Here is a 15,332-nt window from a genome sequence, read left to right on the forward strand (position 1 = left end):
GCAAGGGCGGTGGTAGTGTGCGCGCTTCGCTGATTCAAATCGCTGTAGACGAGGACGAATCGGTCGAATCCCGTAGGCGGCGGGTGGCCGCGGCGGTACGGGAGCAGGCAGGGGCCGATCTCGTCGTGCTCCCCGAGCTGTGGACGACGGGCGCCTTCGCGTACGAGAAGTTCGGGACCGAGGCCGAACCGCTCGACGGACCGACGTACGAGGCGATGGCGAAGGCCGCGAGCGACGCCGGCGTGTGGCTGCACGCGGGCTCCATCCCGGAACGGGACCCCGAAGGCCCCCTCTACAACACCTCTCTCATCTTCTCCCCCTCCGGCGATCTGGCCGCCGCCTACCGCAAGATCCACCGCTTCGGCTTCGACAAGGGCGAGGCCGTACTGATGGGCGCCGGGCAGCAGCCGGTGACGGTCCGGCTGCCGCAGACCGTTCTCGGCGTGGCCACCTGCTACGACCTGCGCTTCCCCGAACTCTTCCGCGCCCTCGTCGACGCCGGAGCCGAGACCCTGGTGATCCCGGCCGGCTGGCCCGAGCGCCGCCGCGCGCACTGGACGCTGCTGGCCCGGGCGCGGGCGGTCGAGAACCAGGCGTTCGTGCTCGCGTGTGGAACGGCCGGGACGCATGCGGGAGTTCCCCAGGCGGGTCACTCGATCGTGGTGGATCCCTGGGGCGAGGTGCTCGCCGAGGCCGGGCCCGGCGAACAGGTCCTCACCGTGGACTTCGACCCGGCGGAGGTGGCCGCGACCCGGGACCGGTTCCCGGCCCTGAAGGACCGGGTCCTCGGCCTCGATCCGCCGAGACATCGCTGAACCCCGTACACCCCCTGCGCGCCTTGGCATGCCGTCGGCCCTAGGGCGTGGGGATCGTCCGCGTACGCCCAGTATGCGGACGGCCCCCGCCTTGCGATGCACCGCACCGGACGCCGCGGGCCCGCTCTCCGGGCGGACGACGCTACTTTCGAAATACGCCCTAGCCGCGCCCTAGCCGTCCGCGCGTTCCTTCTCCGCCAGGTGGATCACGCACACCGTCACCGCGATCAGCAGCGCCGCGTCCGCGTCCTCGCGCACCACGTCGACGCCGTACGTCTCGCGCAGATGCAGCCACCTCCGGGAGATCACCGCGAGCAGTTCCCCGTCGTACTCGACGGCGAACTCGCGGTCCAGGATCTTTCCGCTGACGTCCAGTTCGGTGCCGTCGGCCAGGGACACCCGGTAGTGGTTGCGCAGCAGGGACAGGCGTTTGCGCCGGACGGTCGCCAGTGGCTCGCCGCCCCGCTCGATGACCATGGTGTCCCTGAGCGCGAACATCTTCTGGTGGATGTCGACGAGCACGCGCCCGTGCGTGTCCTTCAGTTCGAAGGTGTCGCGCAGGCGCATCGCCTTGCCGTCGACGAGGAACACCTTGGAGCCGTGCTCGTCCTCGATCCAGTAGTCGTCGCCGATGCCCAGCAGCCGGTCGCGTACGAGGAATCTCATGCCGTTAGCGCTTCCCCGGCGGCGGGTCCGACACGCCGTCCGTAAGCCGACGGGCGGCGTGTCGGGCGCGTCGCCGGTGCCGGCCGGCATGGACGCGGGTCAGATGCCGTAGCCGTCGGTGTAGCCGTCACCGTGGTGACGGTGGTGCCGCTCTTCTTCCACGACGGTCGCCGAGGGCGGAACCACCACCCGGCGGCGACGGGCGATGCTGGTGAACGTGACGGTGCCGATCAGCCCGACGATCATCAGGATGAAGCCCACCAGATGCACGTTGACCCCTGCCAGGTGCCAGTCGGTCGCGAACGCGAGGATCGCTCCGACGGCTATGAGGACGATGCAGCCACCGAGGCCCATGAGGTGCCACCCCTTCCGGTCCGGTCTCCTGGGTCGTGCCGGTCACCATCGGGTACCCGCCGCCACCCCGGGCATTCCGCCGCCCGCCCGGTGGCGCACGCGGGCCCGGCGGCGGTTGCCGATGGTGTTGCGTGAGACGCAGGTGGAGCACGGCGGCACGAGGGCGGAGGGCTCTGCCCGGCTCGACGGGAAGAGCGCGGCACTCCGAGCACTCCGAGCCGGGATGCGCAACGGCTTCGCCCCCGTGCTCGCGGCTGTGCAGGCCCTGGCTCAGGCTTCCGACCACGCTCCCGGGGAGCAGCCCTCCGGGAGCCGATGCCGGGTGGCGGTCACTGCTCCAGGAACGCGACCAGGGCGTTGGCCAGGAGGTGCGGGTCGTCGGCGCCGCACAGTTCGCGGGCGCTGTGCATCGACAGGATCGCCACACCGATGTCCACCGTCCTGATGCCGTGCCGGGCGGCGGTGATGGGGCCGATCGTGGTGCCGCAGGGCATCGAGTTGTTGGACACGAAGGACTGGAAGGGGACGCCGGCCTTCTCGCAGGCGGCGGCGAACACCGCACGGCCCGAACCGTCCGTGGCGTACCGGTTGTTGACGTTGACCTTGAGGATCGGCCCGCCGTTGACACGCGGGTGGTGCGTCGGGTCGTGGCGTTCCGCGTAGTTGGGGTGGACGGCGTGCCCGGTGTCGGAGGAGAGGCAGACGGTGCCCGCGAAGGACCGGGCGCGGTCCTCGTAGCCGCCGCCGCGCGCGAACACCGAGCGTTCCAGTACGGAGCCGAGCAGCGGCCCGTCCGCGCCGGTGTCCGACTGCGAGCCGGTCTCCTCGTGGTCGAAAGCGGCCAGGACCGGGATGTGGGCCAGGTCGCGCCCGGTGCCGGCGGCGGCCGTCAGCGCGGCGACGCCCGCGTGCACGGACAGCAGATTGTCGATGCGCGGACCCGCGACCAGTTCCCGGTCCCGGCCCAGATAGGCGGGCGGCTCCACGGAGTGCGTCATCAGGTCCCAGCCGGTGACCGCACCGGCGGGCAGCCCGCACTCGTGCTCCAGGAAGGAGATCAGGTCACCGCCGCGCACGTCGTCGCCCAGACCCCACACCGGCTGGAGGTGGCGCTGCTTGTCGAGCTTGAGCCCTTCCGCGGTCACCGAGCGGTCGAGGTGGATGGCGAGCTGCGGCACCCGCAGCAGCGGCCGGTCGACGTTGACGAGGCGGGCCGAGCCGTCCCGCAGCGTCAGCCGGCCCGCGATGCCGAGGTCACGGTCGAGCCAGGAGTTGAGCAGCGGCCCGCCGTAGATCTCCACCGCGATCTGGCGCCAGCCGTGCGCGCCGCTGTCCGGCAGCGGCTTGACCCGCAGATTGGGCGAGTCGGTGTGGGCGCCGACGATCCGGTACGGCGTGTGCGGGGCGGCGCCCTCCGGGACGTACCAGGCCACGATCGCCCCGCCGCGCAGCACGTACTTGCCGCCGGCCGTACCGTCCCAGCCCTCCGTCTCCGCGACCTGCCTGAAGCCGGCCTTCTCCAGCCGCTCGGCGGCGTTGGCCACGGCGTGGTACGGCGAGGGGCTCGCGGCGAGGAAGGACATCAGGTCGTCGGTGTGGCCGCGGTCGAAGCGGGACGGTTCGCTCATGGGTTCACTTTAACGACGTGCGAGGGCCCGCTCTCCCGGATGGAAGGGCGGGCCCAGACGGGTGCGGCCGCAGACGAAGCGGCAGACGAAGCGGCAGATGAAGCCGCGCGTGATGCCGCGGATGAAGTCGCAGATGAAAGCCGCGCGTGAAGCCGCGGCGATGCCGCGGATGCGGCCGACGGCTAGAAGGCGGCCTCGTCCAGCTCCATCAGGTCGAGGTCGACGTTCTCGGAGACCTTGCGGGCCAGGGTGACATTGGGCAGGACGTTGGCCGCGAAGAACTTCGCTGCCGCGATCTTGCCCTGGTAGAACGCCTTGTCCTTGGTGGCGGCGGTCTCCAGTTTCTCGGCGGCGACCGCGGCGCCGCGCAGCAGCAGATAGCCGACGATCACATCGCCGGAGGCGAGCAGCAGGCGGGTGGTGTTCAGGCCGACCTTGTAGATGTTCTTGACGTCCTGCTCGGTGGCGGCGAGGTCGGTGAGCATCAGGCCGACGATCGCCTCCAGCTCCACGGCCGCCTTGGCAAGGTGCTCACGGGCGCCGGCCAGCTCCTCGCCGCCGGTGGCGAGGGCCAGGAACTTCTTGATGTCCTCGGCGAGCGAGTTCAGCGCGGCGCCCTGGTTGCGGACGATCTTCCGGAAGAAGAAGTCCTGGCCCTGGATCGCGGTGGTGCCCTCGTACAGGGTGTCGATCTTGGCGTCGCGGATGTACTGCTCGATCGGGTACTCCTGGAGGAAGCCGGAGCCGCCGAAGGTCTGCAGCGACTGGGCGAGCTGCTCGTAGCCCTTCTCGGAGCCGTAGCCCTTGACGATCGGCAGGAGCAGGTCGTTCAGGGCGTGCTCGGCGGAGGCGTCCTCGCCGTTCGCCTCCTTGACGGCGATCGCGTCCTGGACGGCGGCGGTGTGCAGCACGAGGGCGCGCATGCCCTCCGCGTACGCCTTCTGCGTCATCAGCGAGCGGCGCACGTCGGGGTGGTGGGTGATGGTGACCTTGGGCGCGGCCTTGTCCATGAAGTTCGCCAGGTCGGGGCCCTGGACGCGCTCCTTGGCGTACTCCAGCGCGTTGAGGTAGCCGGTGGAGAGTGTAGAGATCGCCTTCGTGCCGACCATCATGCGGGCGAACTCGATGATGCGGAACATCTGACGGATGCCGTCGTGCTTGTCGCCGATCAGCCAGCCCTTGGCCGGATGCCGGTCGCCGAAGGTCATCTCGCAGGTGTTGGAAGCCTTGAGGCCCATCTTGTGCTCGACGTTCGTGGCGTAGACGCCGTTGCGCTCGCCCAGCTCGCCGGTCTCTGCGTCGAAGAGGTACTTCGGGACGAGGAAGAGGGACAGGCCCTTGGTGCCGGCGCCTGCGCCCTCGGGGCGGGCCAGGACGTAGTGGAGGATGTTCTCCTCCAGGTCGTGCTCACCGGAGGTGATGAAGCGCTTCACGCCCTCGATGTGCCAGGAGCCGTCCGACTGCCGGATCGCCTTGGTGCGGCCGGCGCCGACGTCCGAGCCCGCGTCGGGCTCGGTGAGCACCATGGTGGAACCCCAGGTCTTCTCGACCGCGAGCCGGGCGATCTTCCTCTGCTCCTCGGTGCCCTCCTCGAAGAGGACGCGGGCGAACAGCGGGCCGGAGGAGTACATCCAGACCGCGGGGTTGGCGCCGAGGATCAGTTCGGCGTACGCCCAGATCAGCGACGGGGGAGCCGTGGTGCCGCCGATCTCCTCGGGCAGGCCGAGGCGCCAGTACTCGGAGTCCATGAAGGCCCGGTAGCTCTTCTTGAAGGAGGCCGGGACGGGCGCGGTGTTGGTCTCGGGGTCGAAGACGGGCGGGTTGCGGTCGGCGTCCGCGAACGACTCGGCCAGCTCGTTCTCGGCGAGCCGGGTCAGCTCTTCGAGGACGCTCCTGGCGGTGTCCGCGTCCATCTCCGCGAACGGGCCGGTTCCGTACAGCTTGTCTCGGCCGAGTACTTCGAACAGGTTGAATTCGATGTCGCGGAGGTTCGACTTGTAGTGCCCCATGGTGACGGCTCCGTATCGGACTCGGCGAGGCACTGGCTCCTCGCATCTGGTTCACATACCAACAAGTAGCTACGATGATGCTACCCGTCGGTAATAACAAGCAACCCCTACTGGGCCAAGTGTGAGCCAGTCGCCGACGGTGGGTCTGCCGGCGGTGGGCGGGGAACGGCTGATGGTTCTGCTGGGGCTCCGTGGGGGTCGGTACGCTTGCGGGCATGTACGGATACGGCCAGCCCATGGACGGGGGCGCCGCGCAGCAGCAGTACGCCCCGCCGCAGCAGCAGATGCCCGGCGGGTACGGGCAGCAGCCGCCGCTCTACCCGGAGCCGTCCCCGCCCTCGCTCGCGGACGCGGTCCGCGCGTTCACCACCGGTCAGATGGCCGCCGAGGACTTCCAGCAGGTGTTCGCCACGTCCAAGGTCTACTGCCCGCGCGGCGACAACCCCGGTTTCCTCGCCCTGCACAACACCCAGCAGCCGGTGATCCCGATGTTCACCTCGCTCAAGGAGTTGCGCCGGTACGCGGGCAAGGAGTCCAAGTACTTCGTGATCACCGGCGCCGAGGTGATCGACCTGCTGCCGACCGGCTACGGCTTCGTCCTGGACATGGAGGGCGAGCACCGGATGGTCTTCGACGCCAAGGCGGTCGAGCAGATGGTCGACTTCGCCATGCGTCGCATGTACGGCTGACGATCGGCCGATCAGCGCCGCACCCGTGTGAGCCCGGAGGGAATTCCCTCCGGGCTTTCTCCGTTGGGGGTGGCAGAAAGTTCAACGCTCAACTAAAGTGAGCGCACAAGGAGGTACCGACATGCCTGCAGTGACCGTCGAGAACCCGCTGACGCTGCCCCGTGTGACCGCGCCCGCCGATGCGGTGGCCCGTCCCGTGCTCACCGTCACGACCGCGCCGAGCGGTTTCGAGGGCGAGGGCTTCCCGGTGCGCCGGGCCTTCGCCGGGATCAACTACCGCCACCTGGACCCGTTCATCATGATGGACCAGATGGGCGAGGTAGAGTACCAGCCTGGGGAGCCGAAGGGAACCCCGTGGCACCCGCACCGGGGCTTCGAGACCGTCACCTACATCATCGACGGGGTCTTCGACCACCAGGACAGCCAGGGCGGTGGTGGCACCATCACCAACGGCGACACCCAGTGGATGACCGCGGGCTCGGGCCTTCTGCACATCGAGGCACCGCCCGAGGCGCTGGTCGTCTCCGGTGGTCTGTTCCACGGGCTCCAGCTGTGGGTGAACCTCCCCGCCAAGGACAAGATGATGGCCCCGCGCTACCAGGACATCCGTGCCGGCAGTGTCCAGTTGCTCACCAGTCCCGACGGCGGCGCGGTGCTGCGTGTCATCGCCGGTGAGCTGGACGGCCACGCCGGTCCCGGCATCACGCACACGCCGATCACCATGGTCCACGCGACGCTGGCGCCGGGCGCGGAGGTCACCCTGCCGTGGCGGGAGGACTTCAACGGGCTGGCGTATGTCCTGGCGGGCCGCGGCACGGTCGGTGCCGAGCGCCGGCCGGTCCACCTGGGGCAGACCGCCGTCTTCGGCGCGGGTGGCTCGCTGACCGTCCGCGCGGACGAGAAGCAGGACTCCCACACGCCGGACCTGGAGGTCGTGCTGCTCGGCGGGCAGCCGATCCGGGAGCCGATGGCCCACTACGGCCCGTTCGTCATGAACACCAAGGACGAGCTGATGCAGGCCTTCGAGGACTTCCAGAAGGGGCGGCTCGGCACCGTGCCGGCCGTCCACGGGATGACCGAGGCCGGCCCGCAGGGCTGACCGGAGCGCCGGCCGGGACCCGTTCCGGCCGGCGCTCCGGGGGTGTGGACGGGTGCCCCGTGGCCGTATCCCCCAGAGTCCTGATCCCCAGTGTCATGGCTGTTCGTGCAGTTCGAACCAGATGGTTTTGCTCTCGCCGCGTGGGGTGACGCCCCATGCGTCGGCGAGCAGTTCGATCATGAGCAGACCGCGGCCTGAGGAGGCCAGTTCGCCGGGGCGGCGGCGGTGCGGGAGGTCGTCGCCGGCGTCGGTGACCTCCACCCTCAGCCGGCGCCGGCCCGGCCCGCCGTCGACCTCGGCGAGCAGCAGCGCGTCCGCGTCGGTGTGCACGAGCACGTTGGTGACCATCTCGGAGAGCAGGAGCACCGCGGAGTCGACCTGGTCGGCCGAGGCCCAGTCGTGCAGCAGTGCGCGCAGGTGCCGGCGGGCCTCGGCGATCCGCTCCGGTTCGGTCTGCGCCACGGCCAGCAGTGTGCGGCGGACCGCCGGCCCGGTGAGCGGGGCGCCGTCCGCGCCGTCCTCGGCCGCCCGGTGTACGAGCAGCAGGGCGATGTCGTCCTCGCGCCGGTCGGCCAGCGGCCCGGTGGTGTGGTGGGAGGACGGCCCGTGCACGCCCTGCACCAGGGCGTCGGCAAGCGATTCCAGGTCGCCGTCGTGCTTCTCCAGGATGGCGTGGATGCGCTGCCGGCCGCTGTCCATGTCATGGCCGCCGGTCTCGATCAGACCGTCGGTGCAGACCACCATGGTCTCGCCCGGCTCCAGCACGAAGCGGGTCGTCGGATAGTCGGCGTCCGGGTCGATGCCCAACGGCAGTCCGCCCGCGGTCGGCCGGGTCATCACCGTCTTGTCCGCCATGCGTATCGCCGGGTCCGGATGCCCGGCGCGGGCGATCTCCAGGGCGCCGGACACCGGGTCCGCCTCCACGTACAGACAGGTCGCGAAGCGCTGGTCGGCGGTGTCGTCGGTGCCGGCGGTGATGCCGTGCAGGAAGCGGGAGGCCCGGGAGAGGACCGCGTCCGGGCGGTGGCCCTCGGAGGCGTAGGCGCGCAGTGCGATGCGCAGTTGGCCCATGAGCCCGGCCGCCCTCACGTCATGCCCCTGGACGTCCCCGATGACCAGCGCGTATCTGCCGCCTTTGGGCTGGTCCAGGGAGCCGGCGCCGGGCAGCGGGATGATGTCGTACCAGTCGCCGCCGACCTGGAGTCCGCCGCCGGTGGGGATGTAGCGGGCGGCCACCGTCAGACCGGGCACCTCCGGGCCCGGGTCGGGCAGCATGGAGCGTTGCAGGCCGTCGGTCAGCTCCCGCTCCGAGTCGGCGGCCTCCGCCCGGGACAGCGCCTGGGCGAGCATGCGGGCCACCGTCGTCAGCACGGACCGTTCGTCGGGGGTGAAGGCGACCGGGTAGGTGAAGGCCGCCAGCCAGGCGCCCATCGTGCGGCCGCCGGCCGTCAGCGGCAGGAATGCCCAGGACTGGCGGCCGAAGGGCTCGGCGAGCGGCCAGGTGACCGGGTAGCGGGTGCGGTACTGCTCCGGTGAGGACAGATATACGGCGCGGCCGGTGCGCACCACCTCGGTGGCCGGGTAGTCGGTGTCCAGCGGCATATGGAAGAAGGGTGCCTCGTCGCCCAGTTGCTGCCCGTGGTGGCCGATGATCGTCAGGTGGTCGCCGATCCTGGCGAACACCGCGAGACCGTCCGGCGAGAAGCCCGGCATCGACAGTCCGGCCGCGACCCGCAGCACCTCCGCCGTGGACCCGGCCTCGGCGAGCGCCCGGCCCGCGTCCAGCAGGAAGGCCTCCCGGGAGCGCCGCCAGTCGCCGTGCACGGCGCGCCGCCCCGCCGGGGTGCCGGGGGTCGGTTCGGTGACCTCCTGGAGGGTGCCGATCACCTCGAAGGTCTGCCGTTCGGTGTCGAAGGACGGCTTGGACCGGCTGCGTACGGTGCGTACGACCCGGCCCCGCTCGTCCATGATCCGGATCCGTACCTCGGCGAGGGTGTCCTCGGCGACGGCGAGCCGGACGATCCCGGTGATCTCGTTCCAGTCGACCGGGTGCAGCCGTGCCCGGGTCTGGGCCTGGGTGAGGGTGGCGCGCTCGGCGGGCAGCCCCAGCAGGCGGGCGGACTCCGCGTCCACGGTGACCAGACCGGTGGCGGTGTCCCAGTGCCACAGCCCGGTCGCGAGCGTGGTGAGGACGTGCTCCACCGCGGGCATGGGGTCACCGGTACGCATCGCCCCACTCTAGGAAGATCTGATCGAAAAGTGCCACCTGTCATCGACCGGTCGCCGGCCGCGCAACGATGGGGAGCCGATCTTGGCTCGCCCGGTAGGCTTGTGGAGAGTTTCACGTGAAACGAGCCCCCGATCCGCGAAGGCTGGATGAACGACGATGCATCGGTACAGGTCCCATACCTGCGGCGAGCTCCGCGCCTCTGACGTCGGCACCGACGTCCGGCTGAGTGGCTGGCTGCACAATCGGCGCGACCTGGGCGGCATCCTCTTCATCGATCTGCGCGACCACTACGGCATCACCCAGCTCGTCGCCCGCCCCGGGACCGAGTCGTACGAGGCACTCGACAAGCTCTCCAAGGAGACGGTCGTCCGGGTGGACGGCCAGGTCGTCTCGCGCGGTGCCGAGAACGTGAACCCGGACCTGCCGACCGGTGAGGTCGAGATCGAGGTCGGGGCGGTCGAGGTGCTGGGCGCGGCGGCCCCGCTCCCCTTCACCATCAACACGGAGGACGGGGTCAACGAGGAGCGGCGGCTGGAGTACCGCTTCCTGGACCTGCGCCGCGAGCGCATGCACCGCAACATCATGCTGCGTACGTCGGTCATCTCCGCGATCCGCCACAAGATGGTGGCGATGGGCTTCAACGAGATGGCGACGCCGATCCTGTCGGCCACCTCGCCCGAGGGCGCGCGCGACTTCGTCGTGCCGTCCCGGCTGCACCCGGGGAAGTTCTACGCCCTGCCGCAGGCGCCCCAGCAGTTCAAGCAGCTGCTGATGATCTCCGGCTTCGACCGCTACTTCCAGATCGCGCCCTGCTTCCGCGACGAGGACGCCCGCGCGGACCGCTCGCCGGGCGAGTTCTACCAGCTCGACGTCGAGATGAGCTTCGTCGAGCAGGAGGATGTCTTCCAGCCGATCGAGAAGCTGATGACGGAGCTGTTCGAGGAGTTCGGCGGCGGCCGTCATGTCACCTCCCCCTTCCCGCGTATCCCGTTCCGTGAGGCGATGCTCAAGTACGGCTCCGACAAGCCGGATCTGCGCGCCAGGCTGGAACTGGCCGACATCACCGATGTCTTCGAGGGCTCGGAGTTCAAGGCGTTCGCGGGCAAGCATGTGCGGGCCCTGCCGGTGCCGGACGTGGCCGCGCAGCCCCGCAAGTTCTTCGACCAGCTCGGGGATTTCGCCGTCGCGCAGGGTGCCAAGGGCCTGGCGTGGGTGCGGGTCGCCGAGGACGGGGCCCTGTCCGGCCCGATCGCGAAGTTCCTCACCGAGGAGAACGTCGCCGAGCTGACCAAGCGGCTGTCGCTGGCGGCCGGTCACGCCGTGTTCTTCGGCGCGGGCGAGTTCGACGAGGTCTCGAAGATCATGGGCGCCGTGCGGGTCGAGGCCGCCAAGCGTGCCGGGCAGTTCGAGGAGAACGTCTTCCGGTTCTGCTGGATCGTCGACTTCCCGATGTACGAGAAGGACGAGGAGACCGGCGCGATCGACTTCTCGCACAACCCGTTCTCCATGCCGCAGGGCGGCCTTGAGGCCCTGGAGACCCAGGACCCGCTGGACATCCTCGGCTGGCAGTACGACATCGTCTGCAACGGCGTCGAGCTGTCCTCCGGTGCCATCCGGAACCACGAGCCGGACATCATGCTGAAGGCCTTCGAGATCGCGGGCTACGACCGCGAGACGGTGGAGGAGAAGTTCGCGGGCATGCTCCGCGCCTTCCGCTTCGGCGCCCCGCCGCACGGCGGCATCGCCCCGGGTATCGACCGCATCGTCATGCTCCTCGCGGACGAGCCGAACATCCGCGAGACGATCTCCTTCCCGCTCAACGGCAACGCCCAGGACCTGATGATGGGCGCGCCGACCGAGCTGGAGGAGGCCCGCCTGAAGGAGCTGCACCTGTCGGTGCGCAAGCCGCAGCCGAAGTAGGGCGCGGCAGAACACGGTGATGGCGAAAGGGCTCGGAACCGGCGCCGGTTCCGAGCCCTTCTGTGTGCGCCGCGTTCGACGGCCCGGTCCCGTGTCCTCGGTCAGGACAGGGACTTGTACGACCCCAGCCGCTCGCGATATTCACCCGGGAGCCGAACGACCCCTTGCCGTCGCCGCTGTTGCGGTACAGGCTCCCGGTGCTGTCGCGGGAGACCAGGTCGGCCCTGCCGTCGTCCGTGATGTCGCCGACGCCGACGAACCCAGACGCTGCCGGACGTGGTTTTCACGGTGACCGTGTTGCCGTCGGCGTGGTCGGTCCAGGGCAGACCGGTGACGTCCGACTGGCGGTGCGGAAACCCGGTCAGGCCCGCGGCGAGCAGGCGCTCGACGCCCGGGGTGTCACTCGGCCTCGCCGCCGAAGCGCTCCTTGTAGGTTTCCAGGTCGTCGTCCGTGAGCTTGGCGAACAGGACCGGCGGGACGGTGAAGGGGGTGCCGGCGGGGACCGAGGCGAGCGCGCGGGCCTCGTCCTCGCAGACCCAGGCCGCCGTGTCGTCCGGCAGGGCGAAGGCCGTGCGCATGGCGGCCGACGCCGACGGGATGAGCGGTTCCGAGACCACCGCGTACAGGTGGATCAGGTTCATCGCCGTGCGCAGCGTGAGGGCCGCGCCGTCCTTGTCGGTCTTGATCTCCAGCCAGGGGGCCTTCTCCTCCAGGTAGGAGTTGCCCGCCGACCACAGGGCGCGCAGTGCCGCCGCGGCCTTGCGGAACTGGAGCGCCTCCATGTGCTCCTCGTACTCGGCCAGCAGGCGGGCGATCTCCGTACCGAGCTTCGTCTCCGCCTCGCCGGGCTCGCCGCCCGCCGGGACCTGCTCGCCGAAGCGCTTCTTCGAGAACGACAGCACACGGTTGACGAAGTTGCCGAGGGTGTCGGCCAGGTCCTTGTTCACCGTGGCCGTGAAGTGCTCCCAGGTGAAGGACGAATCGTCCGACTCGGGGGCGTTGGCGATCAGGAAGTAGCGCCAGTAGTCGGCCGGAAGGATCTCCAGGGCCTGGTCCGTGAAGACGCCCCGCTTCTGCGAGGTGGAGAACTTCCCGCCGTAGTACGTCAGCCAGTTGAACGCCTTGACGTAGTCGACCTTCTTCCACGGCTCGCGGACGCCGAGTTCGGTGGCCGGGAACATCACCGTGTGGAACGGGACGTTGTCCTTCGCCATGAACTCGGTGTAGCGGACGTCCGTGTCGACGTCGTACCACCACGACTTCCAGTCACGGCGCTCCGGGTCCAGGTCCGACCACTCCTTCGTGGCGCCGATGTACTCGATCGGGGCGTCGAACCAGACGTAGAACACCTTGCCCTCGGCCGCCAGTTCCGGCCAGGTGTCGGCCGGGACCGGCACGCCCCAGTCCAGGTCGCGGGTGATCGCGCGGTCGTGCAGGCCCTCGGTCAGCCACTTGTGGGCGATGGAGGACGCCAGGTGCGGCCAGTCCTTGTCATGGCGGGCCACCCACTCGCGGACCTCGCTCTCCAGCTTCGACTGGAGCAGGAAGAGATGCTTGGTCTCGCGGACCTCCAGGTCCGTGGAACCGGAGATCGCCGAGCGCGGGTTGATCAGATCGGTCGGGTCCAGCACCCGGGTGCAGTTCTCGCACTGGTCGCCGCGGGCCTTGTCGTAGCCGCAGTGGGGGCAGGTGCCCTCGACGTAGCGGTCCGGCAGGAAGCGGCCGTCGGCGGGGCTGTACACCTGGCGGATCGCGCGCTCTTCGATGAAGCCGTTCTCGTTGAGCCTGCGGGCGAAGTGCTGGGTGATCTCGACGTTCTGCGCGCTGGAGCTGCGGCCGAAGTAGTCGAAGGCCAGCCCGAAGCCGTCGTAGACCGCCTTCTGGGCGTCGTGCGCCTGGGCGCAGAACTCGGCGACCGGCAGGCCCTGCTCCTTGGCGGCCAGCTCCGCGGGGGTGCCGTGCTCGTCGGTCGCGCAGATGTACAGGACGTCGTGGCCGCGTCGGCGCAGATACCGGGAGTACACGTCCGCCGGGAGCATGGACCCCACCATGTTGCCCAGGTGCTTGATCCCGTTGATGTACGGAAGGGCGCTGGTGATGAGGTGTCGAGCCATCGCGGGCTGCTCCCAAGTCGCTACGTGGGGTGACGGTCGGCCGTTTGCGGGTCGCTTTCGTCCGTCTACGAACCTTGAAATCGTAGCCGACATGGGTGCGCCGCCCGCCTCCCGTATTACGGGGTGGAAGCGGGCGGCGCGGGAGCGGGCGGCCGGGGTGGGATGGGAGCGGGTGGCGGGGAGCGGGTGGCCGGGGTGGGGTGCCGGGCGGGGGCTACGGGCGCCAGCCGGCCAGTACGCCCTCGTACAGTTCCGCGTCCGTCAGCTCACGGGGGGTGGGGCCCGCGTGGAAGAAGGACGCGTTGCCGGTCTTCAGCTTGCGGAGGTAGTCGAACGCCTTGTTGTCGTGCTCGCCGAAGGCGACGAAGGAGAAGAAGACGGACGGGTGGTTCTTCGCGGCGTCCGCGAGGGCCTGGGTGGCGGGAGTCTTGGCGTCGGGGGCGCCGTCCGTCTGGAACACGACGAGGGTGGGAGCGGTGGCCGCGGCCGTCGACTTCTCGCGGTGGGCGAGTACGGCCTCCACGGCGGCGTGGTAGCTGGTGCGGCCCATGCGGCCGAGGGTCGCGTGGACGTCGTCGATCTTGTTCTCGTGGTCGGTGAGGGTGAGGTCGGTGGTGCCGTCCACTTCCGTGGAGAAGAAGACGACGTGGACCGTGGCCTCGGGGTCGAGCTGGGCGGCCAGCGCGAGGGTCTGCTCGGCGAGGGCCTGGGCGGAGCCGTCCTTGTAGTACGGGCGCATGGAGGCGGAGCGGTCGAGTACGAGGTACACCTTGGCTCGGGTGCCGGTGAGGTTGGCCTTGGCGAGGGCGTCCGCGGGGCGCTGCGCGGGGCGCTGCGCTGGGCCTTGGCCGGTGTCGGTGCCGCCCGTCTCGACTGCGCCGCCGTCCGTCTCGGCTGCGCCGTCGACGGTTGTGTTCCCACCCGCACCACCCGTGCGGGTCTCGTCGTCGGCTGCGGGTGGCCCCGCGGGGGTGTCTTCGCCGTCGGCGGCTACCGGTTCCTGGGGGGTGGCGGCGGTGTCTGTCTCGGCTTCGCCGTCGATGGGGCTCTGGGGGGTGGTGGCGGTGGCCGTCTTGGGTTTGTCTTCGGCGGTTGGGTTTCCGTCCGTACTGGCTGTGCGGGTCTCGTTGTCGGCTGCGGGTGGCCCTGCGGGGGTGTCTTCGCCGTCGGCGGCTACCGGTTCCTGGGGGGTGGCGGCGGTGTCTGTCTCGGCTTCGCCGTCGACGGGGTTCTGCGGGGTGGCGGTGTCCGGCTCGGCCTCCGGTTTCGTGGCGACCTCTGCCTGAGACTCGGCAGTCACCGCAACCGCAACCGGCTCCTCCTCGGCCTCGGCGGGGGCCTCTGCCGCCAGCGTCGGCTCCGCCTCCGGGGTCACCTCGGGCTCGGGCTCCTGCGTGGGCTCGGTGTCCGAAGCAACCTCCGACGGCGCCTCCGCGCTCGCCTCGGGCTGCGTCGCCGCGGCCTCCGCCTCCGCCGAGTCCGCCGATCCGGCCCCGTCGGTCAGCCCGTCCACGTCGGTCGACTCAGCCGCGTCCGCCGATCCGGACACGTCAGCCACCGCACTCGCGTCCGCCGCCGCCGAGTCCGCAGTCGCGTTCGTCGGTTCGGGTGTGGCCGCGGATGCAGCGTCCTCGGTCAAGCCGTTCCCGTCAGCGGATTCGGGTCCGTCGGTCGGCTGGGCCGGGACCGAGGAGGTAGCCGCCGCCGATTTCGCAGTCGCGTTCGTCGGTTCGGGTGTGGCCGCGGATGCAGCGTCCTCGGTCAAGCCGTTCCCGTCAGCGGATTCGGGTCCGTCGGTCGGCTGGGG

11 protein-coding genes are annotated in these 15,332 nt (G+C 70.2%); 4 read left to right on the forward strand and 7 right to left on the reverse strand.

Translation table 11 applies throughout. The annotated features are described in order from the left end of the window. Positions 1 to 17: 17 nt before the first annotated feature. Positions 18 to 815, forward strand: a complete 798-nt coding sequence (locus ABT245_RS10005; protein ID WP_351731140.1) for a carbon-nitrogen family hydrolase — start codon at positions 18 to 20, stop codon at positions 813 to 815. Between the two features lie 171 nt (positions 816 to 986). On the opposite strand, the gene ABT245_RS10010 is transcribed toward ABT245_RS10005, so the two are convergent. From ABT245_RS10010 to ABT245_RS10025, 4 genes are all read right to left on the reverse strand, one after another. After that, a complete protein-coding gene (locus ABT245_RS10010; protein WP_351731143.1) occupies positions 987 to 1,481 on the reverse strand; it encodes an LURP-one-related/scramblase family protein in 495 nt (164 codons plus the stop codon). 99 nt (positions 1,482 to 1,580) lie between these two features. Beyond that, complete coding sequence (locus ABT245_RS10015) at positions 1,581 to 1,835, reverse strand: DUF6458 family protein (RefSeq protein ID WP_351731146.1); 255 nt, start codon at positions 1,833 to 1,835, stop codon at positions 1,581 to 1,583. Positions 1,836 to 2,164: 329 nt separating this feature from the next. Then, the gene (locus ABT245_RS10020) at positions 2,165 to 3,463 is read right to left on the reverse strand and encodes a M18 family aminopeptidase (protein WP_351731149.1); all 1,299 of its coding nucleotides are present in this window, start codon (positions 3,461 to 3,463) and stop codon (positions 2,165 to 2,167) included. 182 nt (positions 3,464 to 3,645) lie between these two features. After that, positions 3,646 to 5,472 (reverse strand): acyl-CoA dehydrogenase, encoded by a 1,827-nt coding sequence (locus tag ABT245_RS10025; RefSeq protein ID WP_351731152.1) that lies wholly within the window; start codon positions 5,470 to 5,472, stop codon positions 3,646 to 3,648. 215 nt (positions 5,473 to 5,687) lie between these two features. Here ABT245_RS10025 and ABT245_RS10030 point away from each other — a divergent pair, with 215 nt between their 5' ends. Together ABT245_RS10030 and ABT245_RS10035 are read left to right on the forward strand one after the other, a co-directional pair. Beyond that, a complete protein-coding gene (locus ABT245_RS10030; protein WP_351731154.1) occupies positions 5,688 to 6,161 on the forward strand; it encodes an SseB family protein in 474 nt (157 codons plus the stop codon). Positions 6,162 to 6,282: 121 nt separating this feature from the next. Then, positions 6,283 to 7,260: a pirin family protein gene (locus tag ABT245_RS10035; protein WP_351731157.1), complete on the forward strand. Its 978-nt coding sequence runs from the start codon at positions 6,283 to 6,285 to the stop codon at positions 7,258 to 7,260. Positions 7,261 to 7,353: 93 nt separating this feature from the next. Here the strand turns inward: ABT245_RS10035 and ABT245_RS10040 are convergent, their stop codons facing one another. Then, entirely contained in the window at positions 7,354 to 9,489 is a 2,136-nt protein-coding gene (locus ABT245_RS10040) for an ATP-binding SpoIIE family protein phosphatase (RefSeq protein ID WP_351731160.1), read from the reverse strand. 157 nt (positions 9,490 to 9,646) lie between these two features. Between ABT245_RS10040 and aspS the strand changes: the two genes are divergently transcribed. After that, a complete protein-coding gene (gene aspS, locus ABT245_RS10045; protein ID WP_351731163.1) occupies positions 9,647 to 11,410 on the forward strand; it encodes an aspartate--tRNA ligase in 1,764 nt (587 codons plus the stop codon). Positions 11,411 to 11,809: 399 nt separating this feature from the next. Here the strand turns inward: aspS and metG are convergent, their stop codons facing one another. Next, positions 11,810 to 13,525: a methionine--tRNA ligase gene (gene metG / locus ABT245_RS10050; RefSeq protein WP_351731165.1), complete on the reverse strand. Its 1,716-nt coding sequence runs from the start codon at positions 13,523 to 13,525 to the stop codon at positions 11,810 to 11,812. A gap of 214 nt (positions 13,526 to 13,739) precedes the next feature. Continuing rightward, on the reverse strand, positions 13,740 to 15,164 hold the full coding sequence (locus ABT245_RS10055) for a VWA domain-containing protein (protein ID WP_351731168.1): 1,425 nt from the start codon (positions 15,162 to 15,164) through the stop codon (positions 13,740 to 13,742). Positions 15,165 to 15,332 lie beyond the last annotated feature (168 nt).

It is taken from the genome of Streptomyces sp. NPDC001508, assembly GCF_040298665.1.
Lineage (GTDB): Bacteria > Actinomycetota > Actinomycetes > Streptomycetales > Streptomycetaceae > Streptomyces.

Coding starts and splice junctions, on each gene's coding strand:
- aspS (WP_351731163.1), top strand. CDS start 9,647: ATGCATCGGTACAGGTCCCATACCTGCGGCGAGCTCCGCGCCTCTGAC.
- ABT245_RS10035 (WP_351731157.1), top strand. CDS start 6,283: ATGCCTGCAGTGACCGTCGAGAACCCGCTGACGCTGCCCCGTGTGACC.
- ABT245_RS10020 (WP_351731149.1), bottom strand. CDS start 3,463: ATGAGCGAACCGTCCCGCTTCGACCGCGGCCACACCGACGACCTGATG.
- ABT245_RS10040 (WP_351731160.1), bottom strand. CDS start 9,489: ATGCGTACCGGTGACCCCATGCCCGCGGTGGAGCACGTCCTCACCACG.
- ABT245_RS10030 (WP_351731154.1), top strand. CDS start 5,688: ATGTACGGATACGGCCAGCCCATGGACGGGGGCGCCGCGCAGCAGCAG.
- metG (WP_351731165.1), bottom strand. CDS start 13,525: ATGGCTCGACACCTCATCACCAGCGCCCTTCCGTACATCAACGGGATC.
- ABT245_RS10010 (WP_351731143.1), bottom strand. CDS start 1,481: ATGAGATTCCTCGTACGCGACCGGCTGCTGGGCATCGGCGACGACTAC.
- ABT245_RS10015 (WP_351731146.1), bottom strand. CDS start 1,835: ATGGGCCTCGGTGGCTGCATCGTCCTCATAGCCGTCGGAGCGATCCTC.
- ABT245_RS10025 (WP_351731152.1), bottom strand. CDS start 5,472: ATGGGGCACTACAAGTCGAACCTCCGCGACATCGAATTCAACCTGTTC.